The organism is Neobacillus vireti (assembly GCF_036962345.1).
Lineage (GTDB): Bacteria > Bacillota > Bacilli > Bacillales > Cytobacillaceae > Neobacillus > Neobacillus vireti_A.
In genome coordinates this window covers 65,726-91,885 of sequence record NZ_JBALNB010000005.1, presented here as the reverse complement: position 1 = coordinate 91,885, position 26,160 = coordinate 65,726, and the positions used below count along the sequence as shown (strand labels likewise).

General features: G+C 38.3%; 21 protein-coding genes, 1 tRNA gene and 1 pseudogene. 14 read left to right on the top strand and 9 right to left on the bottom strand.

Translation table 11 applies throughout. The annotated features are described in order from the left end of the window. The first annotated feature begins 102 nt into the window (after positions 1 to 102). The 7 genes from V7108_RS04315 (at position 103) to fbp (ending at position 9,788) form a co-directional block, all read left to right on the top strand. A complete protein-coding gene (locus V7108_RS04315; RefSeq protein ID WP_335517032.1) occupies positions 103 to 1,308 on the top strand; it encodes an acyl-CoA dehydrogenase family protein in 1,206 nt (401 codons plus the stop codon). A 43-nt stretch (positions 1,309 to 1,351) separates the two neighbouring features. Beyond that, positions 1,352 to 2,326 carry a catechol 2,3-dioxygenase gene (locus V7108_RS04310; RefSeq protein ID WP_335517028.1) on the top strand — a complete coding sequence of 325 codons (975 nt, stop codon included), beginning with the start codon at positions 1,352 to 1,354 and terminating at the stop codon, positions 2,324 to 2,326. Positions 2,327 to 2,340: 14 nt separating this feature from the next. Continuing rightward, on the top strand, positions 2,341 to 3,162 hold the full coding sequence (locus V7108_RS04305; RefSeq protein ID WP_335567431.1) for an alpha/beta fold hydrolase: 822 nt from the start codon (positions 2,341 to 2,343) through the stop codon (positions 3,160 to 3,162). A 338-nt stretch (positions 3,163 to 3,500) separates the two neighbouring features. After that, a complete protein-coding gene (locus V7108_RS04300) occupies positions 3,501 to 3,926 on the top strand; it encodes a MarR family winged helix-turn-helix transcriptional regulator (protein WP_335567430.1) in 426 nt (141 codons plus the stop codon). A gap of 94 nt (positions 3,927 to 4,020) precedes the next feature. Continuing rightward, positions 4,021 to 5,781 (top strand): ABC transporter ATP-binding protein, encoded by a 1,761-nt coding sequence (locus V7108_RS04295; protein WP_335567429.1) that lies wholly within the window; start codon positions 4,021 to 4,023, stop codon positions 5,779 to 5,781. A gap of 22 nt (positions 5,782 to 5,803) precedes the next feature. Beyond that, complete coding sequence (locus tag V7108_RS04290) at positions 5,804 to 7,606, top strand: ABC transporter ATP-binding protein (RefSeq protein ID WP_335567576.1); 1,803 nt, start codon at positions 5,804 to 5,806, stop codon at positions 7,604 to 7,606. A 250-nt stretch (positions 7,607 to 7,856) separates the two neighbouring features. Continuing rightward, complete coding sequence (fbp, locus tag V7108_RS04285; RefSeq protein WP_335516360.1) at positions 7,857 to 9,788, top strand: fructose-1,6-bisphosphatase; 1,932 nt, start codon at positions 7,857 to 7,859, stop codon at positions 9,786 to 9,788. A gap of 53 nt (positions 9,789 to 9,841) precedes the next feature. Here fbp and V7108_RS04280 read toward each other — a convergent pair whose 3' ends face one another. Together V7108_RS04280 and V7108_RS04275 are read right to left on the bottom strand one after the other, a co-directional pair. Continuing rightward, positions 9,842 to 10,576 (bottom strand): SH3 domain-containing protein, encoded by a 735-nt coding sequence (locus tag V7108_RS04280; protein WP_335516357.1) that lies wholly within the window; start codon positions 10,574 to 10,576, stop codon positions 9,842 to 9,844. Between the two features lie 5 nt (positions 10,577 to 10,581). After that, positions 10,582 to 11,502 (bottom strand): hypothetical protein, encoded by a 921-nt coding sequence (locus V7108_RS04275; protein ID WP_335516354.1) that lies wholly within the window; start codon positions 11,500 to 11,502, stop codon positions 10,582 to 10,584. Positions 11,503 to 11,871: 369 nt separating this feature from the next. On the opposite strand from V7108_RS04275, the gene V7108_RS04270 reads away from it, so the two are divergent. After that, the gene (locus tag V7108_RS04270) at positions 11,872 to 12,738 is read left to right on the top strand and encodes a GGDEF domain-containing protein (RefSeq protein WP_335567428.1); all 867 of its coding nucleotides are present in this window, start codon (positions 11,872 to 11,874) and stop codon (positions 12,736 to 12,738) included. 83 nt (positions 12,739 to 12,821) lie between these two features. Here V7108_RS04270 and V7108_RS26855 read toward each other — a convergent pair. The 4 genes and pseudogenes from V7108_RS26855 to V7108_RS04255 form a co-directional block, all read right to left on the bottom strand. Continuing rightward, a pseudogene (locus tag V7108_RS26855) lies at positions 12,822 to 13,035 on the bottom strand (hypothetical protein); the annotation flags it as partial. A 136-nt stretch (positions 13,036 to 13,171) separates the two neighbouring features. Further along, on the bottom strand, positions 13,172 to 14,263 hold the full coding sequence (locus V7108_RS04265) for a Gfo/Idh/MocA family protein (RefSeq protein ID WP_335567427.1): 1,092 nt from the start codon (positions 14,261 to 14,263) through the stop codon (positions 13,172 to 13,174). 48 nt (positions 14,264 to 14,311) lie between these two features. After that, positions 14,312 to 15,049, bottom strand: coding sequence for a ThuA domain-containing protein (locus V7108_RS04260; RefSeq protein ID WP_335514157.1), 738 nt, complete (start codon positions 15,047 to 15,049; stop codon positions 14,312 to 14,314). 19 nt (positions 15,050 to 15,068) lie between these two features. Then, entirely contained in the window at positions 15,069 to 16,229 is a 1,161-nt protein-coding gene (locus V7108_RS04255) for a Gfo/Idh/MocA family protein (protein WP_335514156.1), read from the bottom strand. A gap of 134 nt (positions 16,230 to 16,363) precedes the next feature. On the opposite strand from V7108_RS04255, the gene V7108_RS04250 reads away from it, so the two are divergent. Then, positions 16,364 to 17,176: a helix-turn-helix domain-containing protein gene (locus V7108_RS04250; protein ID WP_335514152.1), complete on the top strand. Its 813-nt coding sequence runs from the start codon at positions 16,364 to 16,366 to the stop codon at positions 17,174 to 17,176. 361 nt (positions 17,177 to 17,537) lie between these two features. Here V7108_RS04250 and V7108_RS04245 read toward each other — a convergent pair. Further along, positions 17,538 to 17,611 (bottom strand) — tRNA-Arg (locus V7108_RS04245). Between the two features lie 57 nt (positions 17,612 to 17,668). Next, positions 17,669 to 18,379 carry a YwaF family protein gene (locus V7108_RS04240; protein WP_335514149.1) on the bottom strand — a complete coding sequence of 237 codons (711 nt, stop codon included), beginning with the start codon at positions 18,377 to 18,379 and terminating at the stop codon, positions 17,669 to 17,671. A 164-nt stretch (positions 18,380 to 18,543) separates the two neighbouring features. Here V7108_RS04240 and mutS point away from each other — a divergent pair, with 164 nt between their 5' ends. The 5 genes from mutS to V7108_RS04215 all read left to right on the top strand — a co-directional run bounded on the left by mutS (position 18,544) and on the right by V7108_RS04215 (position 24,968). Continuing rightward, complete coding sequence (gene mutS, locus V7108_RS04235) at positions 18,544 to 21,138, top strand: DNA mismatch repair protein MutS (RefSeq protein ID WP_335514163.1); 2,595 nt, start codon at positions 18,544 to 18,546, stop codon at positions 21,136 to 21,138. A 12-nt stretch (positions 21,139 to 21,150) separates the two neighbouring features. Continuing rightward, positions 21,151 to 23,028 (top strand): DNA mismatch repair endonuclease MutL, encoded by a 1,878-nt coding sequence (gene mutL, locus V7108_RS04230; protein WP_335514147.1) that lies wholly within the window; start codon positions 21,151 to 21,153, stop codon positions 23,026 to 23,028. Between the two features lie 119 nt (positions 23,029 to 23,147). Then, the gene (locus tag V7108_RS04225) at positions 23,148 to 23,600 is read left to right on the top strand and encodes a hypothetical protein (RefSeq protein ID WP_335514144.1); all 453 of its coding nucleotides are present in this window, start codon (positions 23,148 to 23,150) and stop codon (positions 23,598 to 23,600) included. 357 nt (positions 23,601 to 23,957) lie between these two features. Continuing rightward, on the top strand, positions 23,958 to 24,482 hold the full coding sequence (locus V7108_RS04220; RefSeq protein ID WP_335514141.1) for a YsnF/AvaK domain-containing protein: 525 nt from the start codon (positions 23,958 to 23,960) through the stop codon (positions 24,480 to 24,482). Positions 24,483 to 24,554: 72 nt separating this feature from the next. Beyond that, positions 24,555 to 24,968, top strand: coding sequence for a YsnF/AvaK domain-containing protein (locus V7108_RS04215; protein ID WP_335567426.1), 414 nt, complete (start codon positions 24,555 to 24,557; stop codon positions 24,966 to 24,968). A gap of 124 nt (positions 24,969 to 25,092) precedes the next feature. On the opposite strand, the gene mreBH is transcribed toward V7108_RS04215, so the two are convergent. Further along, a complete protein-coding gene (mreBH, locus tag V7108_RS04210) occupies positions 25,093 to 26,100 on the bottom strand; it encodes a rod-share determining protein MreBH (protein WP_335514136.1) in 1,008 nt (335 codons plus the stop codon). Positions 26,101 to 26,160: the final 60 nt, after the last annotated feature.

Sequence of the window (26,160 nt, the reverse complement as noted above, 5' to 3'; positions counted from 1 at the left end):
GTAGCCTGTGTAGCTATTTTTAATCATTACAGACGATTAAAATAAAATTCAATCAGGTCATGCTGATTATTGTGATGACGCTTACAAGAGGGAGGAATTGAAATGGCAGTTAATTCTTTAGCAGTTCTTGAAAAAACGATTAATCGAGAAGAGCTACTTCAAAAAGCAAAAGAGGTTGGAGAGCTGGCAGAGAAACATGCTGCACAAGCCGATCAAGATGCGAGACTTCCAGATGAGGTATTTGAAAAAATTAAAGAAGCTGGCTTTCAAAAGTTACTTAGACCCAAAGAATATGGTGGTCAAAATTTAGACTTCTATACATTTGGAGATATTATTCGAACTGTAGCTAACTACAATGTTTCGGCAGCATGGCTAACATACTTCGCAATTATCCATGAAACTTGGCCAGCGTTTCTACCTAAACAAGGCCGTGAAGAGTTATACAATAGCGGTGCTTTAATGGCTGATGTTTTTGCACCAATTGGAAAAGTAGTTGATGACGGTGAAGGATATCGGTTGTCAGGTCAATGGAATTTCTGCAGCGGGGTATCTGGATGTGAATGGATTGCATTAGGCGCTGTTCATAAAATGCAGGACGGTACAGAACCAGAGTTTAGCTTATTTATTGTTCATAAAAAAGATACAGAAATTATTGAGAACTGGGATACGATTGGATTACGCGGTACAGGCAGTAACGGAGTTAAGGTAGATAACGTATATGTTCCACCACATTATGTTTTCCCATTAACAAGAGTACTGAATGGAGCTACTGCACAGGATGGCAACTATGAAGAGGATTATCAAATTTTCAATGTCCCCTATCTTGCATTCTTCTTGGCTGGCTTCCAACACATTGCAATTGGAGCAGTTGAACGGTTGATTCGCAACTTTAAAGAAAAAACTGAAAATCGCATTCGAATCTTCAATAACAATACGAGCGAAAAAGATGCAGGGTCTGCTCAACGTACACTTGCGGAATTAAACATTCAGTTAACAGCATTAAAGGCATTAGCAAAAGAGTATGCGGATCGATTACATTATTATCAAGATAACAGTATCCGAGTATTAGAGGAAGAAGAGCGTGAATTGCTGTTTGCGATTCGTGGATATACAGCGAAAACAGCCTCAGAAATGGCCACTCGTATTTTGATTACACTCGGTGGTAATTCAGTATACAAAAGCGATGGAAGTGAGAGATTCGTTCGGGATATTCTTGCAGTTGCAGCTCATCCAACACATCAATACGAGGATGCAATGGCGGGTTACGGAAGAACTATTCTCGGATTTAAAGGTCACGCAACGTGGTAATTAAAGGCTCTTTTCTTAAACAAAAAATTGGAGGAATGATCAAATGACAAAAGAACCTATTTTAGATGTGGCTCAGCTTGCCCACATTGAAATTTATAGCCCAAAATTAGAGCAGTCTGTAGCGTTTTTTAAAAATATCCTAGGCATGGATGAGATCTATCGTCAAGGAAAATCCGTTTATATGCGCGCTTATGAAGATCACTATCATAACACGTTAATCATCACTGAAAATAATGAAGCCGGCTTGGGTCATATTGGTTGGAGGGCAACATCTCCTCAAGCATTAGAACGTCGTGTAGCTGCAATTGAACAATCAGGACGCGGCATTGGCTGGATTGACGGTGATATTGGTCACGGACGTGCTTACCAATTCACATCACCAGATGGCCACAAAATGGAAATTTTATGGGATGTCGAGTATTATGAGGCTCCTGAAGATCAAAAAACTCCATTATTAAATCGTCCGCAAAGGCGTCCAAGTCGTGGAGTACCTGTACGTCGTTTAGATCATATCAACGTATTAGCAAAGGAAACGAACAAAAATGTTGAGTTTTTAGAGGAAGTACTAGGATTTAAAGTACGCGAGCGTATTTTAGCTGACGATAATTCTGACATCGCTGCTTGGCTAAGTGTAAGCAACTTAGTACACGACATTGCCATTATGGGTGATGCACTGGGTGAAACTGGCCGTCTGCACCATATTTGCTACTGGTATGGTTATCCTCAACATTTATCAGATGTAGCAGACTTACTAATTGAAAGCGGCTATGTAATTGAAGCTGGTCCAGGAAAACACGGTGTAACACAAGCTGCCTTCTTATATGTTGTCGAGCCAGGTGGTAATCGTGTTGAATTATTCGGAGATCCAGGCTATCAGATTTTCGATCCTGCTTGGAGAACAATTGAGTGGAAAGGTAAAGATTTAGAAAAGGCCATTATCTGGCATGGATCTAACTTACCTCAAGAATTCTTTAAATATGGTACACCTGTTAAGTCTGATGTACTCGTTGAGAAATAAAAGGAGAGATTGTTTTGCAAATTCGTTCAAAATATATAAATATTAATGGGATAAATACACATTATCATGAAGAGGGTTCTGGTAATGAAAAAATCATCTTAATACATGGATCAGGTCCAGGAGTATCAGCATTTGCAAACTGGCGTTTAGTCATTCCACGTTTAAGTGAATCGTATCAGGTTTTTGCACCAGATATTATTGGCTTCGGTGAAACAGACAAATTATCAGATCATAATTATCATATTAACTTATGGGTAGGACATTTAATTAGTTTTATCGAAGCAGTTTCCAACGAACCAGTTTATTTAGTTGGTAATTCATTCGGTGGTGCATTATCTCTTCAAATTGCCTATCGCAGACCAGATTTAGTGAAAAAATTAATCTTGATGGGTAGTGTTGGCACAAAACATCCTATTTCTGAAGGTTTAGAAGCAGTATGGGGTTATGAGCCAAGTCTGGATTCAATGAGAAATCTGATTAAATTATTCTCCTATAATCAAGAAGCAGCAAACAATGAGGAGCTTGTTCGTTTGCGGTATGAGGCGAGTATTCGACCTGATATAAAAGAGGCTTTTTCTGCAATGTTTCCAGCACCCCGCCAAAAGAAATTAGATGAAATGGCGTTAGAGGATGAGCAAATTAAAGAAATTGAGACTCAAACATTAATTTTTCATGGATTAAATGACCAAGTAATCCCAATCGAACAAACAAGCTATCGATTAATTCAATTATTACCGCATGCAGAATTACATGTATTTAATGAATGTGGTCATTGGACTCAAATTGAAAAAACAGAGCCGTTCATTGATCATATTTTAACTTTTATAAAAGACTAATAGCTGTAAATTAAGTATGAATATAAAAGAAAAATACAGAAAAACCCTTGCTGTGGCAAAGGGTTTTTCTACGTCCCGAAGAGGATTAGAACCTCCGATCAACAGTTTAGGAAAAGTATGAAATTTGTCTTTGTGTAACTAAATTTTTATTAAATCTGTTGATTTTTCAAGCTTTTTTGATAATTACGTTCAATCAAAAACAATTAAATAAATATGCATTTACTGAGTTTTTCGGCAAATTTTCAGCAATCATGTCAACCCCAACCAAAGAACTTGACACGGTACTCCCCACATAATATATTATCTAATAGTATTAGATAATTCGAAAGGTGAATTTCATGGATTACAGAGCGTTAGCAAATGAACTGATTATTAATATGACGAAAAATCCCAAAATGCCGTTTCAGAAAAAAGTAGACGATCTTTCTAATGGAGAAAAGAGGATATTAGGTCATCTAGCTCTTTGGAAAAAAGGAGTGACATCAGGCGAAATTAGTGAAAAACTGTATCTCAGCACTCCGCGTGTGGCCTCTGCCCTCAATAGTTTATCCAAAAAAGGATTTATCGAACGAAATAGGGATGAACATGACAAACGAATTGTCATCGTCACCATCACAGAAGCTGGACATAGCTATGTTATGGAAGAATATGAAGAAGCATTATCCATGCTTGAGAAAACACTGCAAAAATTAGGCGAAAAAGATGCAAAAGAATTTGTTCGTATTTTAAAAAGAATTACAGAATTTTCAACGGATGATGGATGATTTTTTATGTAGCCATGTAAGATAGTATTTTTTTGAAAGTTATCTAACAGTATTAGGTTTATTCTTATTCGATCCCTAGGAGGGTTTACATTACATGCTGAAAATTTTTAAATATCTTGAGAAAAAGGATTGGCTACTAATCTTTTGCAGTTTAATTTTCATTGTAACCCAGGTGTATCTCGATTTAAAGCTGCCTGATTATATGCGCGAAGTCACCATACTCGTCCAGACAGAAGGAAGTAATATGAGCGAAGTTCTCCTTAATGGTGGTTATATGATTTTATGTGCTGTGGGCAGTATGGTAGCGGCTATGATTGTGGGGTTCTTTGCAGCAAAAGTAGCTGCTGGTTTTTCCGTTCGGCTGCGTGCGATGGTATTTGAGAAGACCATGTCTTTTTCAATGGAAGAAATCAATGGCTTTTCAACACCTAGTTTGATTACACGCTCCACAAATGATATCACACAGATTCAAATGCTGATTGCAATGGGACTACAGGTAGTAATCAAAGCACCGATTTTAGCTGTGTGGGCAATCTTTAAAATTATGGGGAAAAGCTGGCAATGGACGGCAACTACCGGGATTGCCGTTGCCATCCTGATTCTCATGTTAACGATCCTTATTTTTGTTGCCATGCCGAAATTTAAGGTGATTCAGAGTTTAACAGATAATTTGAATACTGTTTCAAGAGAAAACTTGTCTGGTATCAGGGTGGTTCATGCCTACAACGCCGAGAAGTACCAGGAAGCGAAATTTGAAAAAGCAAACGACGAACTGACGAAGACGAACCTTTTTACCAGCCGGACAATGGCCATCATCATGCCGACAATGGGTATCATTATGTCAGGTATGAGTCTAGCCATCTACTGGATTGGTGCGTACTTGATTAATGATGCAGCTCTGCCCAATCGATTATCTTTGTTCTCAGATATGGTGGTTTTCTCTTCTTATGCTATGCAGGTAATTATGGCATTTATGATGCTTAGCTTCGTGTTTATCATGCTTCCAAGGGCATCGGTTTCCGCGAGACGAATTAATGAAGTCCTCGATACGGAGGCAACTATCATTGATGGGACTGAAACAGAAGGAAAGAAAGATCACACTGGCGAGGTTGAATTCAGGAATGTGAGTTTTAAATATCCAGAAGCTTCCGATTATATCCTTCGGAATGTTAGCTTTACAGCACACAAAGGAGAAACAGTGGCGTTTATCGGTTCCACCGGCAGTGGGAAGAGTACACTGCTTAACCTCATTCCTCGATATTTTGATGCAACAGAAGGGGAAGTATTGGTTGATGGTGTCAATGTGAAATATTTTCAGCAGGAAGCATTACGGAATAAGCTTGGCTATGTATCCCAAAAAGCCGTATTGTTCAGCGGTACCGTTTCTTCCAATGTAGCTTATGGAGAAAGTGGCAAAAATTCAGCAAAGGCTCATATTATGAAGGCAGTGGAAATAGCCCAAGGTACAGAATTTGTTGAGAAAATGGAAAACCAGTATGACGCTTCCATTGCTCAAGGTGGTACCAATATCTCAGGCGGACAGAAGCAAAGACTATCGATCGCTCGTGCGGTGTATAGACAACCCGAAATCTATATTTTCGATGATTCATTTTCAGCACTAGATTATAAGACAGATAGAACATTGCGGTCTGTTCTAAAAAAAGAAACGCAAGATGCGACTACATTAATTGTTGCACAACGGATTGGTACCATTAAGGATGCAGATCGAATTGTTGTACTCGATGATGGTGAAGTGGTTGGTATTGGCACCCATCATGAACTCTTGAGGGATTGTGAAGTTTACCAGGAAATTGCTTATTCTCAGTTGTCAAAGGAGGAACTTGAAATTGGCTGAAAATCGTCAGGAACAGAATAGAATGACACCACCAGGCCCGCTGCGTGGAGGAGGCCCTCGTGGTCCAGGCGCAAAACCAAAAGATTTTAAGAAAACGTTTAGGCAGCTGATATCTTATTGCAAAGTCTTTTTACCACTAATTATCATAGCCTTGTTACTAGCAATGGCAGGTGCCATTTTCAACATCATTGGACCAGAGTTCCTGAATCAGATTACCGATTTGATTACGGAAGGAATGATGACCAGCATCGATCTTGATGCAGTAGTTAATGTAGCAGCCATTCTAGCTTTTCTATATGGCTTAGGTGCTTTGTTCAACTTTATTCAAGGGTACATTATGGCCACCGTTACACAGCGTGTGTCCAAAAATTTACGTACCGATATCTCAACTAAAATCAATCGTTTGCCGTTGAAATACTTTGACAAGACCAGTACCGGAGATGTATTAAGCCGGATAACGAATGATGTGGATATGATTGGACAGACAATGAATCAAAGCTTAGGGGCACTAGTTTCGGCCGTCACCATGTTCCTTGGCTCTTTGATTATGATGTTTTATACAAACTGGATCATGGCGATCTCAGCCATACTATCCACTTTTTTTGGGTTTGCTATGATGACTTTCATCATCTCAAAGTCGCAAAAGTACTTCGCTCAGCAGCAAAAAGAGCTTGGTAAATTAAATGGTCATATCGAAGAAATCTATTCTGGTCACCATGTTGTGAAGGTTTATAATGGAGAAAAAAATGCGAAGGAAACCTTCCATGAAATCAACACAAGACTCTATGATAGCGCCTGGAAATCTCAATTTATGTCAGGGCTGATGATGCCTTTAATGATGTTTGTTGGTAATTTTGGTTATGTGGTTGTAAGTATCGTCGGTGCTGTTCTTGCCGTGAATGATGTCATTTCATTTGGTGTAATTGTTGCCTTTATGATTTATATCCGACTTTTTACGCAGCCTCTTACACAGATTGCCCAGGCGGCTACCAACCTTCAGTCTACAGCTGCAGCCAGTGAACGTGTTTTTGAATTCCTTGCTGAAGAAGAACTTAAAGACGAGAGCGGAAAAATGGAAAGACTTGAAACCGCTATTGGGGATGTGGAGTTTAAAAATGTACGCTTCGGCTATAGTGAGGACAAAATAGTAATCAATGACTTTTCAGCTGCGGCGAAGTCAGGTCAAAAAGTGGCGATTGTTGGTCCGACCGGTGCCGGTAAAACAACATTGGTCAACCTTTTGATGCGATTCTATGAAGTAAATGGCGGGGAGATTTTGATTGACGGTGTATCAACAAATAACCTAACCAGGGCAAACATTCACGACCTGTTCAGTATGGTTCTTCAGGATACATGGTTGTTTGAAGGCACCATTCGCGAGAATATTGTCTATTCCAGACAGGGAGTAAACGAAGATGAAATTGAAGAAGCCTGTAAAGCAGTGGGCCTTCACCACTTCATTAAAACACTGCCAAAAGGCTATGATACGATTCTTGATGATAAAGCAAATCTTTCCGCCGGTCAAAAACAGTTGATTACCATTGCTAGAGCGATGATTGAGCATAAACCATTACTTATTTTAGATGAAGCAACTAGTTCAGTGGATACCCGTACGGAAGTATTGATTCAGAAGGCCATGGATAAACTGACAGTCGGCAAAACTTCATTTGTGATTGCTCACAGACTTTCAACTATTAAAAATGCTGACTTGATTTTAGTTATGAAAGATGGAGACATCATTGAAAGTGGAAATCACGAAGAATTACTGCAGAAAAATGGTTTTTATGCGGAGCTTTACAATAGTCAGTTTGAAAATGCTTCATAGCTAGCTTTAATGTTGCATTGCCCGGGGGTAAAAATTTTCTCCGGGCATTTTTAATAAGTGTATGGTGCAGTTATATGAGAATACATAATGCTAGATGTGACGCATTGATAATTAGTTTACTAGTGTGTCAAATCTATCAAATTCTAAATTTTACAATAACGATTATTTGTCTTTTCTGATATAATACATAATTAATCCCAAACTATTACATAGAAAATAAATGGTGAATTTTGAAAGGGGATACATAGTATTGAATTCAAAATATCTAGATTTACTCCTCCAAAAATATGATAGTGAAGAAAAAGTGGTAACTGAAATTATCAAACTGGAAGCCATTCTTAATCTACCAAAGGGGACAGAACATTTTGTCAGTGATTTGCATGGCGAGTATCAAGCATTTCAACATGTGCTAAGAAATGGTTCAGGGAATGTAAAAAAGAGAATTCGAGACTTGTTTCAAGATGTTTTATTTGAAAAAGAAATAAATGATTTTGCGACATTAGTGTATTATCCTGAAGAAAAATTAAAATTAATAAAAAGTCATTTTGGCAATGAACAAGAATTAAACCAATGGTATATCGTAATCATTGAGCGGATGATAAGGCTAATTTCTCATGCTTCCTCCAAATATACACGTTCGAAACTACGAAAAGCATTGCCGAGTCAGTTTGTGTTTGTTATAGAAGAGCTATTATACAAAACCAATCAATCAGAAAATAAGGAGCAGTATTATAAAGAAATTGTCGAGCAGATTATCTCTTTAGGCCAGGCTGATAAACTCATAACAGGGCTTGCGTATACAACTCAGAGACTGGTTGTCGATCATCTTCATGTAGTGGGGGACATTTATGATCGTGGGCCCGAACCTGATAAAATCATGGATACTCTAATTAATTATCATTCCGTTGATATTCAGTGGGGAAACCATGATGTACTATGGATAGGTGCTTTTGCTGGTTCAATGGTTTGTCTTGCTAATATCATTCGTATCTGTGCAAGATATGACAATTTGGATATTATTGAAGATGTATATGGAATCAATCTTAGGCCACTCCTGAATCTTGCAGAAAAATACTATCAGGACAATCCGGCCTTCAGACCTAAGGTACATTCAGATAAGAAGCAGCCTGATCATGAAATATTACAAATAACAAAAATTCACCAAGCCATAGCGATGATCCAGTTCAAACTCGAAATGCCTATAATAAAGAGACGCCCGTATTTTAATATGTCAGAAAGGCTTTTACTGGAGAAAATTGATTATGATAAGAACGAGATAACGATTTATGGGAAAACCTACCCTCTAGAAAATACTTGTTTTGCAACGGTAAATCCAGAGCAGCCTGATCAATTATTAGAAGAAGAAAAGCAGGTTATGGAAAGATTATTATTTTCAGTGCAGCATTCAGAAAAGCTGGCCAGACATATGAATTTTCTTTTGAAGAAAGGGAGTCTTTATTTAAAATATAACGGGAATCTATTAATTCATGGTTGTATTCCTTTAGATGAAGACGGGAATATGGAAAAAATGGTTATTGAAAATAATACCTTTTCAGGACGTGAATTACTCGATGTTTTTGAACGGTATTTACGGCATGCTTTTGCACACCCTGAAGTGTCAGATGATCTTGCGACGGACATGGTCTGGTATTTATGGACAGGAGAATATTCATCACTCTTTGGAAAAAGAGAAATGACTACTTTTGAGAGGTACTTTATAAAGGACAAGGCAACTCATAAAGAGAGAAAGAACCCATACTACTATTTACGTGAAAATGAAGAGATTTGCTGCAAAATCCTAACAGAATTTGATCTGAATCCTGACCAGGGTCATATTATCAATGGGCATACACCAGTTAAAGAAATTGAGGGAGAAGATCCAATTAAAGCAAATGGTAAGATGATCGTGATCGATGGAGGTTTCTCCAAAGCTTATCAATCCACAACAGGAATAGCAGGATATACCTTACTATATAATTCCTTCGGTATGCAACTGGTCGCCCATAAGCATTTTAATTCAAAAGAAGATGTTTTACGTAACGGAACAGACGTTTTATCAATAAAAAGAGTGGTAGATGAAGAGTTAAAGAGAAAAAAGGTTAGAGAAACGAATGTTGGAGAGAAATTATTACAGGAAATCTCTATCTTGAATAGTCTGAGAGAATACCGTTATATGAATTAATACCAATTAGGAAGAGGGTTAAATAAGTAGAGGGGCAATATACCCTCTACTTATTATTTTTCCTCCACAATTAAGGATGAAATCCAGCCTTCAATTCCGTTTGGTGTTTGAACTTTTAGCCACTTGATCCCTTTGGAATCTACTTGTTCTTGATTCAAAAAGTGCATGATTTCTCCATTTGTAATCGTGTATAGATGGGGAGCAGTTAGTGCGGGTGCTTCACGGATATTTCCGCCATCTTCATAATTCTTATTTAAAATGAATTCTTTTTGATCCTGTGAAATCTGAGATGCTTGTATGTGAATCTGATCTTTGCTTAACCATAATTCAGCTATCTTCCATTTTTGTGTATACCACTCATTTGGATTGTTCATGATGGCAGCAGTAAGCAAGATCACTATAGCTGTGGCAGCATGGAAGGTCCATCTTTTAATCCTTTTATTACTCCTTTTCCGTTTCATGAAAAGCTGAATCATTTTGTTGAAAAATCTTTCCCACAGGGCAAACATTCCTTCGATGATATCAATCCAGACAGGTATGTCAGCTTTTCCTGCTTCTCTCCGCCTTCTTTGCATCGTGCAAAGAAGTACCATGATTGGGTAAGAAAGAAGCTGAAGCATTTTTTTCAACAAACGGCATATCAAGTTTAAGAAGGGAGGAACAAAGTACAACAAAATCAGCCTTGCGAGCTGCAGGAGCACAAAAAGAGCCAAAAATATACCCATCCATTCCGGCAGGACAGAAAGAAGTGACCAGAAGCTAAACATCTGATTTAAAATTGATTCCACGATAACTAGTCTCCTTTATTAAAATAGGATGAAAGTTCTCTCCGTGGACCAGATATCTGTTTTTTTTCATTGCTGTTTTCCAGGTTGACTGGGAGATAGGGGAATAGCTTTTTTAGCTTGGCCAATCTTTGTTCTGCCTCAAACGAGTCAATAGAGTGATCGTTGATCAAGATAAAAAGTTGTTTGTTTACCTCAGATTTGAAGGCTTGATTTTGGCTAAATTCCGATTCGACTAACCGCTTTGCCATTTCATTCTTTTCTCCAAGTTTCCCAGCAGTGATAAAATCACCTGCTTGCAGTGCTTCTTTAATTGATGCTGATATCCGACGGGCTTCCTCCAAGTCCAGTGCCTCTTGATAAGCAGATAGTTCGGCGTTCCGGTCTAAATCGGCAATCTCCTCATCATGACGTTGGTCGCGAATCCCTTGCCGGATCAACACACGAACATTTCGAACGACAATACCAGCTTCTCTCAACACCTTGGACAATTTCGACGTTTGAAAAAACTCTTCAATGTGCCGGGCAAAGCTCATATCCTCATCGATAGGATAAAATCTTGCTTCCGACTCCACCCAGAAGGGGAGGTTATTGTTAAAAATGGTGTTAATTTCTCCTGCGTTTTGTTGAACTAACCGTTCGGGATGTTCAACGGCAATATCGATAGATAAATTGACAGAAAACCTTCTTCCTCGTGTTGCCGATGGGACTTCCTCCTTGTAGGTGATAGTGTGCTGTTGCATATTGATTGTATAAACCTTTTTATATTTACCAATCCTCAGTTCACTACGTGACAAACGCTCTCCATTTTTAATTGCATAGTATTCGTTGTGTTGATTCACATAAACAAATGCATGTGTCATAGACGACGCCGGCGGCTTTTCCAAAAAACTGAATTTCACTTCTTTAACATCTTCAATAAAATGCATTCGGTTATTCCCTCCAGGTTCACTATTTTCATTGAGAGATCACATACGCTTGTCTCCATTCTATGCAGTAAATTGGAAGAAAAGCCCCCAAATCAATTTTTAAACAGGATAATCATAGTCTCTATGAATATTTAGTTGGTATGAATGCTGTTACACAAGAAAAAACCTTCAGAAAAGTTGAAGATTTATTACAGAATAGCTTATTTTTCAAATTTTTAAATATAAGTTAGGAACAATAGGAATCTATTCCTATTGTTCCTAGGTTATTATGTATTGTAAATTGAGAATGATTGGTACTATACAAATGTCCCGGACTGTAATTACAATTAAGATACGTTAGTGTAATGGATACTAAAGGAGAAGAAGCCTATGAAATACAAATATATAAATTGGATAATTATTTTGGTTGGGACTGTTTTACCAATTATTATCGATACCATTGCAGATGACTATGGGAGCCACGATCCTTTTATATGGTCAATAACTTTAATTCCAAGTATCATTATTATCTTTAAGTACCCGAATTGGAGTGTAGTAATCGGAACAGCAATCTTTTACAGCCTATTTGAACTAACAATTGAGTTCAATCAAGAGGGCTTCACTCAATTTGCTCTAGATGTAATAACCCTTGTTCTAGGCATAATAGTTAATTGGTCGATCCTTTTAACAGTCGGATACTTACGAATAAAAACTGAAAAGTTGGTACGGAAAGTTGAAGAAATGACTATTACGGATCCATTAACAGGAGTATACAACCGAAGGTATTTTGATTTTTATATTGAACAAGCAATCCCATTAAGTAAAAGGATGAGTAAGTCTTTGATTCTAGTCATGTTTGATATAGACCATTTCAAAAGAGTTAATGACACTTATGGTCACCTATGTGGTGATTATGCACTTAAGCATATTACAGACGTTATTAAAAGTAACGTTAGAGAGGCAGACGTGGTTATTAGAATGGGAGGAGAGGAATTTGCGATTCTTCTGCAAGAAACGAGTTTAGAAGAAGGTAGTGAAATTGCAGAACGTGTCCGTGAGGCTGTGGAAGAGTCCAAGTTTATTTACAATAAACAACAAATACCTATCACAATTAGTTTAGGACTAACCGAATACAAATCAGAAAAAGTTGAACAATTTATTGAAAAAACAGACCAAGCTTTATACAAGGCAAAATCGAATGGTAGAAATCAATTGGTTGTATCGAGTGATAGCAGTAATCGTTTTTGCTTTTGCTAAATAAATAGATCTAGGTAAAACCTTAGGGTTCTACACCTAAGGTTTATCTTTATGTGTATAACGGTGTATTCCATAAATACAAATGCTACGTTTATCAGCTTGATTTTATACTCAATCCCTCTGTCTGTATGAAATATCTGTACCTTGTTAAGATCAACCTTGATTGAGGCCATTGCTCGGTAGATTAGTAAAGCATCCTTGTTCGGTCCAGCGCTGTAATCCCACAGTGTATCTAGATATTAGACCCTGTTCTTTCGTATTTCGGCCAATTCTTCGTCTTGAGACAATAAGGCCACGTGAAAGAGTAATGCTATTAAAATATAATATTTATATGCAAATTAATTATAAAAAGGGCTTTCCAAAAATAAGGAGCCCTAATATTTTTCTATATCGTATTGGAAGTATTATATCTTACAATAAGAATCGAAATTCCTTAAGCAAGTAATTCTAAAGACACAGATTCAGGACGCTCACATGTACTTTCCATTATATAATGTTTACCGCTATCTGAGGAATCATGGAAGCCATGCATTGCTTCTAACACGTGATACGCTAATTCGCTATTTGCTCGATATTTCCCGCCTTCGAGGATGGCTCTTGCCATATCGGCAACACCTAACCCTCTATAGTTTTGGGAATATCCATATGCAAGAGGAACCTCTTTAAATTCTGTTTCGTCTCGTCTCCTTATTTTTACAGATCCGCCGAATGTATTGGGATCAGGGACAAGTAAAGTTCCTTCACTGCCATAAATTTCAATAGGAGGCAGCGATGTGCCGCCAAAGGCATCGAAGCTTGTGGTAATACTTCCAATTACACCCGAAGCAAAATCGATCACACCTGTGATATGTGTAGGGGTTGATACCTTAATTTTTGCACCTGCTTTCGGTGTGCTAAGCACTGTTCTCTCCTGATAGCTGATTCGAGTGGAACCAGAAATTCGTTTGATCGGTCCTAAAAGAGACACTAAGGCTGTTAAGTAATAAGGTCCCATATCAAACATTGGCCCGCCGCCAGTATCATAATAAAAGGCAGGGTCTGGATGCCAATGTTCGTGCCCGCGGCAAATCATGAAGGCAGATACACCAATCGGAACTCCAATTTCACCTTGTTCGATTAGATTAATAGCAGTTTGAATACCAGCACCTAAGAAGGTGTCTGGTGCACTTCCGACTAGAAGTTTTTTCTTCTTAGCGGTTTCTAAAATTTGTCTTCCTTCCTCGCGTGTTACAGCAAGTGGTTTTTCTGTATAGACATGCTTTCCTGCTTCAAGTGCCTGGATACATACTGGGGCATGTGCTTTAGGAATGGTTAGATTTATGACGAGTTCTATCGCTGGGTCAGACAGTAGCTCTTCTACCGAACAAGCCCTAGGGACAGCGAACTTTTCAGCTTGTAAGTGTGCTCGCTGTATATCTAAGTCCGCACAGGCAATCAGCTCGAGGTGAGGGAACTTCTGACAATTTTCCATATAAATAGAACTAATATTTCCACAACCAATAATACCAATTTTTAGTTTCTTCATAGGAACCTCCAGTTTATTTTTACGGGCTTAGCTTTCTTTCCGCTTTCCTTATTGGCTATCTCCCATGCCAGTATAGGTTCGTACATTTCCATAAATAGAAGCAACGTCACATTCTTTGGCCCGTTTCTTTCCTTCAGCTGCCCACAAAAATCCGCGTCGCATGATTAGCGAAACTTCAGGCATAGCGACAATATTCGCTTGATGTCCTAATGAACTATAAAACACATTCCCAAAGCCCCATCGTTTTGTCCAAACAACAGGCATATCCACTGCTTTATTAAGCGCGTGCGGTCCGTGAAAAACCGGGAATCGAGTGGAAGCTAACACTTCAACTGCCGGATCGTAATGAAGGTAGTACTGTTCACTCACTACTTTAAAATCAGAGATACCCTCTAATAATGGGCTAGAAGAATGCTTGATATTGACCATGTATTCTATCCCATCATTTCCAGGGTGGGCGACCCAATTCCCCCCGGTCATAAATTGCCAGTCTACATTATTTCGAAAAGAATCACACATTCCACCATGGCATCCAGCTAAACCAACACCTGCAGCGACTGCTTCGGAGATATTAAGGACATATTTTTTTTCAATCTCACCCATCGTCCAGTGGGGAACGATTAAATCCAATTGCTTTAGTTTTTCCTTGTCGGTATAGGAATCGAGCGAATTGGAAACCTCTACTTCGAAGTTTTCTTCCTCCAGGATCCCTTTAAAGATTTCAGCTACCTGATCGGGCTGATGGCCATCCCATCCGCCCCAAACAATCAATGCACTTTTTTTCATGGTAAAAGCACTCCTTTTTTTATACTTCAGAAATACGGATCCATTTGCGTTTTTCAATTGATAAATCCACCGCTTCTAAGACTTCCTGGCACTTTACGCCATCACGGAAGTTTGGAATAGGCTGTCGATTTTCCCGGAAAGACTCCATAAGTTCGACCATTTCATGAATAAACGTATGTTCATAACCAATCGTATGTCCTGGCGGCCACCAGTTTTCGGCATATGCGTGCGCAGGGTCTGTTGCTAAGACGCGGCGGAAGCCTTGGACATCGTCCCTGTCATCAACGAAATAAACTTGGAGTTCATTCATCCGCTCAAAATCAAAGATCACACTGCCCTTACTGCCATTGATTTCAAATGAATTCGTACAGCGGTGTCCAGCAGCAAAGCGAGTGGCTTCAAAGCTACCTAACGCTCCGTTGGCAAACCGAGCTAAAAATAGGGTAGCGTCATCGACTGTCACTTCGCCTTTTTCATTACTATTACTGCCTTTTGCTGTTAAGCCCGTCATTTGAGAAGGAATTGGCCGTTCTTTAATAAACGTTTCGTTCATACCAATTACCTCGGTAATATCGCCGATTAGATAGTGCGATAGATCAATTAAATGAGCCCCGAGGTCTCCGTGTGAGCCTGAACCTGCAATTTCTTTCTGAAGTCTCCAGGCTAGCGGGAAGTTTGGATCCACGAGCCAATCCTGTAAAAACCAGGCACGGAAATGATAGATATCGCCTAACCTTCCTTCGTCAATTAGCTTTTTAGCAAGCATAACAGCAGGGGCGAAGCGATAGTTAAATCCAACCATATGTTTGACCCCAGCAGTCTCAACAACCTCAAGCATTTCCCTAGAGTCCTTTAATGTAAGCGCTAACGGTTTTTCGCAAAAAACATGTATGCCAGCTTGAGCAGCAGCAATGGTAATTTCTTTATGTACATCACTAGGTGCATTAATATCGATTAAATCGATGTCATTTCTTACTAACAGGCTTTTCCAGTCCGTTGTATATTCCTCCCAGCCAAATTGCTTGGCTGCAACAGTCACACCGTTTAGGTCACGGCCGCAAATAACCTTCATCTCAGGATGAACAGTGTTCGGGAAAAAGAGTGGAAGATCCCGGTATGCATGACTGTGTGCTTTACCCATAAATTTATAGCCGACCATTCCAATTCTAAGTTTTTCCATATCGTATCTCCTTTTTTTTATGTCATCAAGATAACTCTAATATCAATAAATCTATCATTTATAGGTTTGACACAACAAGTAAAAACTTATATAATCCTAGACAAAATTTACTCTCTACTGGGGATGTTCTTAGGATGTTAATATATGAGGCACACCATTTTGATTACATATCAAACTATCATACATTGGACTTAAACTTTCCAAGTCATCTCCATCGTGGTTTTGAATTATTATTCCTTGTTGATGGGGAAATGGAAGTCATTATTAGTCAGAAAAGTTACCATGTGAATACTGGACAATTTTTACTTATTTTGCCGTATGAAATTCACTCGTTTATTACGAAATCCCATTCTCAAGCAAAAATTTGTATTTTTTCGCCAGATTATGTTCCAACATTTCAAAAGATGATAGAAAATAGCTCACTTGAACATCCAGTTTTCACCCTATCTGTGGAAGCTAATACACTAATTTCTAGGAAACTTTTCAAAGATAACTCAAATCTGCTAGAACAAAAAGCCTGTCTCTATTTAATATTGTCAGAGCTAATGAATCAAACGAGTTTAATGAAAGGTGAAAAACAGGATCCAGAGTTGCTCCATAAGTTGTTAACCTATATACATGACCATTTTACAGAATCTATTTCTTTAAGAAGTATCGCTGGTACATTAGGTTATAGTTATAATTATTTATCGAAATATTTTAATACTCATATTAGCATGTCTTTTGTGGATTTTTTAAACGAAACCAGAGTAAACTATGCTTGCTATCTTTTAACCCATACAGAAAAAAATATGACAGAAATAGCTTTCCTTTGTGGATATGAAAGCGTACGGTCATTCAATCGCAACTTTGTAAAGATAAAATTATGTACACCAAAAAAGTACAGAGAAAAGCATCCTCAGTCGTTTATTGATCTGTATCCTTTCAAAAAGGAGATAAACCACTAGGTCTTCAATAATTTTTCGGCAAGAGCCATTTGATTTTCATACAAACAAAAGAAGCCTTGAAAAAAATCAGGCTTTTTGACGTCCCGAAGGGGTTCAAACATCCGGCATAATAAAGGGGGCTTTTAAGATTTGATTCACAAGGAGATCACTCTATCATAATTTAATTCCTATGGAAGGAAGCTATTAAAATACAAAATTAATCCAGTAATTTATCTTTACTTGATGGCTGTGGGGTAAGGACGGATAAATTAGTCATTTCCGCTGTCCATGGATTTGCAGCAGGAGGAGGCTATTGTCTAGCGCTTGCTCTAATTATTTTTAATAAAAATGGAAAAAGCCTTGAAAAATCAAGGCTTTTGTACGTCCCGAAGAGGATTCGAACCTCCGACCTACAGTTTAGGAAACTGTTGCTCTATCCTGCTGAGCTATCGGGACACTTTTATAGGGAACGTTATTTATTATAATTAGTTAAAGGTAAAAGGTCAATAAAATTTAACTTTTGTGCCTCTTATTTCTAAAAATTAACCACACGATTAGACTCAAAGTGATCAATAAAAACTCCATTGAAAGGATGTACCAGGGATAGGGACCTAATAGGTCTAGCAGGCTGGGACTTTTGGGTTTATAACTCAAAAACATATAATTTCCATCAAATGCCTTATTGATAAGCATAATAATCGGCATTAAAACGTTTAAGAAGATAAAAAGTTTTAAGACTGACCAAATTGTTGGTCGATAAGCATGAACCCAAGTAAAATAAAGGACAACCCATATCATCATCAGATGAGTATAGAAGAAATGGAAATAGCGAAAATGCGGGAAGTCAAAATTTAATAATGGGGTAATTAATGCTTGTGACGCCCCCAATAAAGCCGTAAATAATAAGATTTCATATATAATCTTCTTGCGCGTTAACAATAAGAGGACGGTTAAAATTAAGCTGATGCTGCATAATTCTAATGGAATTGCATGGCTAACATCCCAATCGCCGTTTACATACATCCAAATATGATAACAGGACTCTAACAAGATCAATGAAAGTGCTAGTCCAATCTCTGCCCGTCTCCATTTATAAATTTTGAGTTTCTCTCTAAATTTATAAATAACTATTGAGACGATAACTAGGATGGCGATAATCACAAAATGGCTGAAAGAAAACATTTCAAAATCATATTCCTCGTAATTACCTCCAAACCATCCCACAATGGACCACCCATTTCTATTTAATACTATAAATTATATGCAGGCATGTATCATCAACGACCATTATTTGATAAAAGAAATTTCTACCTAATCTAAGTTTACCTGATTTATGGTATAATAGTTTGTCGAAGATACTCGAAATGATTAAACATATGGAGGTCATTATGGCTGGTTATACGCCGATGATACAGCAATACTTAACCGTGAAGGCAGACTATCAAGATGCCTTTTTATTTTTTCGCTTAGGCGATTTTTATGAAATGTTTTTTGATGATGCTATTAAAGCATCTCAGGAATTAGAGATAACCTTAACGAGCCGCGAAGGCGGTAGTGAGGATCGAATACCAATGTGCGGGGTTCCTTATCATTCTGCCCCTAATTATATTGAACAGTTGATTTCAAAAGGCTACAAGGTAGCAATATGTGAACAAATGGAAGATGCAAAACAAACAAAGGGCATGGTTAGAAGGGAAGTTGTCCAACTAATCACCCCTGGTACCGTCATGGAAGGTAAATCGTTAACAGATAAGGAAAATAATTATATCGCTTCAATTTCTTATTTCGATGACCATACCTTTGGATTTGTCTATACGGATATTTCTACTGGTGAGAGTAAGGTTACACAGCTTTCCTCTAATTTTGATGATGTGTTAAATGAGATTGCGGTACTAAGCTCAAAAGAGGTTGTTGTGGCAAGTGAGTTTGATGGTGAATTACAGAAGAAACTGCGCGAGCGTGACGTACTGGCGATTTCATTTGAAGATAATAGTTCAATAGAAATGAATTTTTCACATCTCTTGGAAAATCTTAATCAAGATAAATTAAAACAAAGTACTGCAAGACTTTTTAACTATTTGTATCGCTCCCAAAAGCGCAGTCTTGACCACCTTCAGCCAGTAACTACTTATCAAATACATCAGTATATGAAAATTGATTACTATTCCAAACGAAACCTTGAGTTGACGGAGACGATTCGTTCAAAAGGGAAGAAAGGTTCGTTGCTGTGGCTATTAGATGAAACGATTACCGCGATGGGCGGCAGAATGCTGAAAACATGGATTGATCGACCATTGCTTTCCCGTGAGCAAATTGAGCATCGTCAAACCATTGTAGAAGTTTTAATGAACAAGTATTTCGAACGCCAGGAGCTTCGGGAAAAGTTAACCGAAGTGTATGATTTGGAGCGGCTTGCAGGGCGTGTTGCCTTTGGAAATGTGAATGCCCGTGATTTAGTCCAATTAAAAAGCTCCTTAAAGCAAATTCCTTTTTTACAACAAATTCTCCAGGAGATGGGACATGAAGAAGTCAATAAAATTGCCGACTCTCTGGATCCGTGTGAGGAAATTACCGATTTATTAGAGCAAGCCATTGTTGAAAATCCGCCCATTTCTATAAAAGAAGGGAATATCATTCGTGACGGGTATAATGCCCAGTTGGATCAATACCGAGATGCGAGCCGCAACGGCAAGACCTGGATTGCCCAGCTTGAACGCGAGGAGAGGGAAAAGACAGGGATTAAATCCTTGAAAGTAGGCTATAATCGAGTATTTGGTTACTTTATTGAAGTAACAAGAGCGAACCTTCATCTTTTAACAGAAGGACAGTATGAGCGAAAACAGACATTATCAAATGCTGAGCGCTTTATTACACCCGAATTAAAAGAGAAGGAAGCATTAATTTTACAGGCGGAAGAAAACTGCGGTGAATTAGAATATCAACTATTTACCGAAATCCGTGAGATTGTAAAAGAACATATACCACGCTTGCAGGCAGCAGCTAAAGCGGTTAGTGAGTTAGACGTTCTCCAATGCTTCGCCCAGGTGAGTGAAGAGCGTCGGTATGTAAAACCGAAGTTTTCAACTGAACGCAAAGTTGTCTTGAAAGAAGGCAGACACCCGGTGGTTGAAAAAGTGCTCAATGCACAGGAATACGTACCAAACGACTGCTTTATGGATAGTGAGCGAGAGGTTCTTCTGATAACTGGTCCGAATATGAGCGGTAAAAGTACGTATATGCGCCAAATTGCGTTAACAGCTATTTTAGCCCAAATTGGCTGTTATGTACCTGCAGATGAAGCGGTGCTGCCTATTTTTGACCAAGTGTTTACAAGAATTGGGGCAGCTGACGACTTGATTTCTGGTCAGAGTACGTTCATGGTTGAAATGCTTGAAGCAAGGAATGCCTTGGCCAACGCCACGCAAAACAGCTTGATTTTATTTGATGAAATTGGCCGCGGAACGTCAACATACGACGGGATGGCTTTAGCACAGGCGATTATTGAATATATTCATAAACATATAGGTGCCAAGACACTGTTTTCCACTCATTATCATGAATTGACTGTCCTGGACGGAGAACTTGATAAGTTAAAGAACATTCATGTTAGTGCGATTGAACATAATGGAAAACTTGTATTTCTTCATAAAATCAAAGAAGGTCCGACGGATAAGAGTTACGGAATCCACGTTGCTCAATTAGCAGAGCTGCCGAAGGAATTAATCAATCGTGCCAATGAAATCTTATCTTCTCTTGAAAAACCTGAGACACAAACATCTTCTGTTAAACAGGAAGAAAAGAAAATTAATGAGCAGCCGGCACAGCTCTCTTTCTTCGATGAGCCGAAAGAGCGGAAAAAACAAGAATTTTCCTCTAAAGAAAAAAGAGTTTTAGATAAGATGAAGGAAATTGATCTACTTGATATCACACCGCTTCAAGCGATTAATCTTTTGTACGAGCTTCAGAAAAAGTTAAAAAGCTAGGAGGTGACACAAATGGGTAAGATTATCCAATTAGATGATATGCTATCCAATAAAATTGCCGCAGGGGAAGTAGTAGAACGTCCTGCTTCGGTTGTAAAAGAATTGGTCGAGAATGCGATTGACGCTGGCAGTACAGTAATTGAAATTGAAGTGGAAGAGGCCGGGCTGGCGAAAATTCGGATCACCGATAATGGAAATGGAATTGAGGAGGAAGACGTCTTACTCGCTTTCCATCGTCATGCGACGAGTAAAATTAAGAATGAAAATGACTTATTCCGGATTCGCACACTTGGATTTCGGGGTGAAGCTCTTCCAAGTATTGCTTCTGTTTCGAGGCTGGAGATGAAGACATCAACAGGTGAAGGTGCAGGAAATCGAGTGGTGATTGAAGGCGGCAAGGTTGAAGTTTTTGAGAAAGCTTCAAGCAGACGCGGAACGGATATAACCATTAGTGATCTGTTTTATAACACCCCTGCACGTTTGAAGTATATGAAAACCATCCATACAGAGCTCGGAAATATTACCGATGTTGTAAACCGGTTGGCGCTTTCTCATCCAGAGGTAGCCATCCGACTCATTCATAACGAGCGTAAGCTGTTGCAAACGAATGGAAATGGTGATGTCCGCCAAGTGCTGGCTTCCATCTATGGAATGGCAATTGCTAAACAGCTTGTACCGATTTCAGGGGAATCGTTGGATTACAAAATTAGCGGCTATGCCTCGATGCCTGAGGTAACGAGAGCGTCAAGAAACTATATTTCTACGATGATTAATGGCCGTTTCATTAAAAATTATGCCTTAGCAAAAGCAATCCAGGAAGGATACCATACGTTACTTCCTATAGGAAGATTTCCAATTGTTCTCCTCAATATCGACATGGACCCATTATTGGTGGATGTCAATGTACACCCATCAAAAATGGAGGTTCGTATCAGTAAAGAAGTAGAACTATATGAATTGGTTACAGATATCATCAAAAATGCGTTTAAATCAAAGATATTGATTCCATCAGCTTATACCCAGGAAAAACGCGAGGTAGCTAAATCGGAACAGACTACATTGGTTCTTGATGAAAGAACCAATGATATACCGGTTAGAAAAGAAATGGAATGGGAGCGGCCATCCTTTTCTAGCACGACTATACAAGAAAAGGCGGAGCCTTTGAAGGTAAATTTCGAACCTAATTATCAGTCAAAAGTAGAAGTGGAGAACCAAGGTCGAGAATGGAAATTCGAAGAACCTGAAACTGAACCAACAGAGCAAGAGGATGAAACAGCGAGAACGCTGGAGGATGACAAAATTGAAAGCAGAATACCTCGACTATATCCAATTGGGCAAATGCATGGAACGTATATCTTTGCACAAAATGAAAATGGTTTATACATTATTGACCAGCACGCTGCCCAGGAACGACTAAAATACGAGTATTTCCGTGAAAAGGTGGGGCAGGTTCATGCTGAGCTTCAGGAATTACTCGTTCCAATTACACTGGATTATTCTACGGATGAATATCTAAAAATAAATGAAAACCGTTTGGAATTGGAAAAGGTCGGTGTTTTCCTTGAGGAATTTGGAATGAACAGCTATATCGTTCGCTCCCATCCACAATGGTTTCCAAAAGGCGAGGAGAAACAGCTCATTGAAGAAATGATTGAACAGCTTCTTGCGATGAAAAAAGTCGATATTAAAAAACTTCGTGAAGAAGCAGCGATTATGATGAGTTGTAAGGCTTCCATTAAAGCGAATCGTCATTTGCGTAATGATGAAATTCAGACGTTACTAGACGACCTAAGAAAAGCTTCAGATCCGTTCACCTGTCCACATGGCAGGCCGATAATTGTCCATTATTCGTCTTACGAGATGGAAAAAATGTTTAAACGCGTGATGTAGAATGTTTTCTTTTAAAAAGAGAACATTCTTTTTTTGTATAAATGTTCTTAGAGGGCTTATATCCGATCGAATTATCGTGTAAAATTACACTATAAGGGAGATTTTCAGGAGGTGAGGCTGTGGTGTCTTTTGGGCTCTTAAGTATGTTTTTACCGATCGTCATTATAATTTTTGTGGTCGTTTACGCTGCGAAAAACAAAGAGAAGGGGGATGAAGTAGTGATTCGTCATTTGTATACGTATTTAGTCTTGTTTGCAACGCTAATGATGGTAATTGGCGGGGGGATTTCAATCTTTATGGCTGCAGCAGATTTAGTAAGTCCGCCAGGCTATTATCAAAATTTTGAAGATTTTAAGCAAGTTTACCATGACGGAAAAGTTCCACCGCAAGAAAGTCAAAAATTATCTGATGATGAGATTCGTCAAAGATATGATCAAATGGTAAAAGATGAAAAGAATCGTGCAAGAGAAAATGCAAAAAACCAAATTATTAAAAGCCTAGGATTTATCGTCATTCCACTTCCGATTTTCCTTTATTTCAACAATATGAGGAAACGACAAAGTGAAATTTAGAGGAGATAGGATTAAATAGAGTATCCCTATTACTAAACAGGTTTAGTTATATATTCCAAACATAATAAAATAAAGGAAATGACTATCAAAATGCATTTAAAACGATAGTCATTTTTTTATTGAATATTGCAATTTTTAGGGAACTTTGGCCAGTCTTAATAAAAAATTTGGTAGGCATTTTAGTTCCGTAAAAGTGTAATCAAAAATGAATTGCACCAGTGAGTTTGTTGGACGATATTTTCAGTTTTTTAACAAATATGGTTGGAAAAGGTTTATTAATACATAAAGAATAAAAATACCTTTTAAGTAGATTATATAAAGGCATTACTTTAAATCAATTTGCGGGGAGGAATTCTTATGGGTAACATTTTTAATTTGTTTGGTGATGATGACAATTCACAAAATAATAATAATCAAGATAGCAAAAATAATTCAGGATCTCAAGGAAATAGCACTACCTCAAGTACCCAAGATACTCAAACTAATGGTTCCTTAGAACTTCATAAGGAAGAGCTAGACATTACCAAAAATAAAGTCGATGCTGGTGAAGTTGTCCTTTCAAAAGAGGTTGTCGAAGAACAAAAAAACGTAGAAGTTCCTGTTATGCATGAGGAAGTTGTAATAAAGAGAACGCCAGTGAACGAACGTAGTAATGCATCGATAAGTGCTGAGGAGACCATTCATATTCCTGTCAGTCAGGAGCAAGTTCAGGTAAACAAATACACGGTAACAACGGAGGAAGTCTCTGCTTCCAAACGCCAAGTTGAGGAAACACAGCAAGTTCAGGAAACTCTTAAACATGAAACGGCTAATGTGAATACAACTGGAAGTGTAGACTTTGTTTCCGATACAACGGGTTTTGAAGATATAAATAACAGCTAAAAAATAAAAACACCTTTTCATCCTTCTTAATGAAAAGGTGTTTTCAATCTTTTTCCGTGGAGGAGGATTAAGGTGCCTGAGCATCCTAAAAAGACAAATAACCACATTGATGATGTAACAATCAAATTACATAAGGAAGAGTTGCAGGTAAGTAAAAAGAGGATTGAAACAGCTAACGTTAAGGTTTATAAGAAAAATTATACGGAAGAGAAGCAAATTATCGTTCCTGTTCGCCGTGAGGAGTTAATCATTGAGAAAAAGATACTTAATTCAGAAGGAAATACGGATGAAAATATTGAAACGATTCGTATTCCTTTAAGGGAAGATCGTATTGAGGTTACCTTACATCCAACTCTCCTTGAGGATGTAGAAATATATAAGAACCAATATGAAGAACTAAAACAAGTTATAGAAACTCTTAAGGAAGAAAAGGTCCATATCGAAACGATAGGTGATATAAAGTTAAACGTTAATAATCCATTATAAACGACATAAATAAAGAATTATAATCATGAGTTAAATGAGCAACTGGCTCAGTAAAGTGGACTGAGCCAGTTTATTTTATATATAATTAGAACTCTTTACCTTGTCTTTAATTGCTCTTTAGAACTTATTTCACTGTAGCTGGCAGTTTATGCATGTATTTAAGGGCTTTTCCTGTTCCAATTGCTACGGATTCTAAAGGCTCCTCAGCAAGTTGAACTGGAACAAAGATCTCGTTACTCAACCATTCTTCCATTCCCTTCATTAAGGCACCGCCACCTGTTAGAATCACACCCCGATCGACGATATCACCACTTAATTCTGCAGGGCAGTCCTCAAGGGTTGCACGAATTGCTTCTAATATATGGGATAATGATTCTTTCAAAGCATTGCGAATTTCATAGGATGATAATGTAACAGTTTTTGGCAAACCTGTCACAAGATCACGACCTCGAACTTCCATGGTAAGCTCTTCGTGATCCACCAACGCATAACCAATTTCGATTTTGACCTTCTCTGCTGTTCTTTCACCAATCAAAACATTATATTCTTTACGGACATGCTGAATAATTTCTTCATCAAGGCGATCACCGCCAATTTTAATAGAATGGCAGGAAACAACACCACCGAAAGATATAATCGCTACCTCTGTATTACCGCCGCCAATATCGACCACCACATTGGCTACCGGCTCGTCCACAGGCATTCCGGCGCCAATAGCAGCGGCAACTGGTTCTTCAATTAATTGGATTTTTTTTGCGCCGGCATTTCTCACAGCGTCATGAATCGCTCGTCTTTCAACGCTTGTTGAACCAGAAGGTGTACAGATGACAACATTTGGCTTACGAACGGCAAAGCCGACAGATTTTGAAGCCTTATGCATAATATGCTTCAGAAGCTCAGTTGTAAGGTCATAATCGGCTATGACCCCATCTTTCAAGGGACGGATCGCAATAATTTTTTCAGGAGTTTTTCCTATCATTTCTTTTGCTTCCGTTCCAAAAGCCACAACCTTTTTTGTATCGGTGTCAATGGCCACCACGGAAGGTTCATTTACTGCGATCCCTTTATTTTTACTATAAACTAATATATTTGCAGTCCCCAAATCAATTCCAATTTCAAAGTTTGAAAACATAACTTTCACCACATTTCCCTAATTTCATACAAAATATGCTACGATTAAGCCTACCATGAA

Coding starts and splice junctions, on each gene's coding strand:
- V7108_RS04250 (WP_335514152.1), top strand. CDS start 16,364: ATGTTAATATATGAGGCACACCATTTTGATTACATATCAAACTATCAT.
- mutS (WP_335514163.1), top strand. CDS start 18,544: ATGGCTGGTTATACGCCGATGATACAGCAATACTTAACCGTGAAGGCA.
- V7108_RS04315 (WP_335517032.1), top strand. CDS start 103: ATGGCAGTTAATTCTTTAGCAGTTCTTGAAAAAACGATTAATCGAGAA.
- V7108_RS04220 (WP_335514141.1), top strand. CDS start 23,958: ATGGGTAACATTTTTAATTTGTTTGGTGATGATGACAATTCACAAAAT.
- V7108_RS04260 (WP_335514157.1), bottom strand. CDS start 15,049: ATGAAAAAAAGTGCATTGATTGTTTGGGGCGGATGGGATGGCCATCAG.
- V7108_RS04275 (WP_335516354.1), bottom strand. CDS start 11,502: ATGCATTTTATTGAAGATGTTAAAGAAGTGAAATTCAGTTTTTTGGAA.
- mutL (WP_335514147.1), top strand. CDS start 21,151: ATGGGTAAGATTATCCAATTAGATGATATGCTATCCAATAAAATTGCC.
- V7108_RS04265 (WP_335567427.1), bottom strand. CDS start 14,263: ATGAAGAAACTAAAAATTGGTATTATTGGTTGTGGAAATATTAGTTCT.
- V7108_RS04270 (WP_335567428.1), top strand. CDS start 11,872: ATGAAATACAAATATATAAATTGGATAATTATTTTGGTTGGGACTGTT.
- V7108_RS04290 (WP_335567576.1), top strand. CDS start 5,804: ATGACACCACCAGGCCCGCTGCGTGGAGGAGGCCCTCGTGGTCCAGGC.
- V7108_RS04295 (WP_335567429.1), top strand. CDS start 4,021: ATGCTGAAAATTTTTAAATATCTTGAGAAAAAGGATTGGCTACTAATC.
- V7108_RS04300 (WP_335567430.1), top strand. CDS start 3,501: ATGGATTACAGAGCGTTAGCAAATGAACTGATTATTAATATGACGAAA.
- V7108_RS04255 (WP_335514156.1), bottom strand. CDS start 16,229: ATGGAAAAACTTAGAATTGGAATGGTCGGCTATAAATTTATGGGTAAA.
- mreBH (WP_335514136.1), bottom strand. CDS start 26,100: ATGTTTTCAAACTTTGAAATTGGAATTGATTTGGGGACTGCAAATATA.
- V7108_RS04310 (WP_335517028.1), top strand. CDS start 1,352: ATGACAAAAGAACCTATTTTAGATGTGGCTCAGCTTGCCCACATTGAA.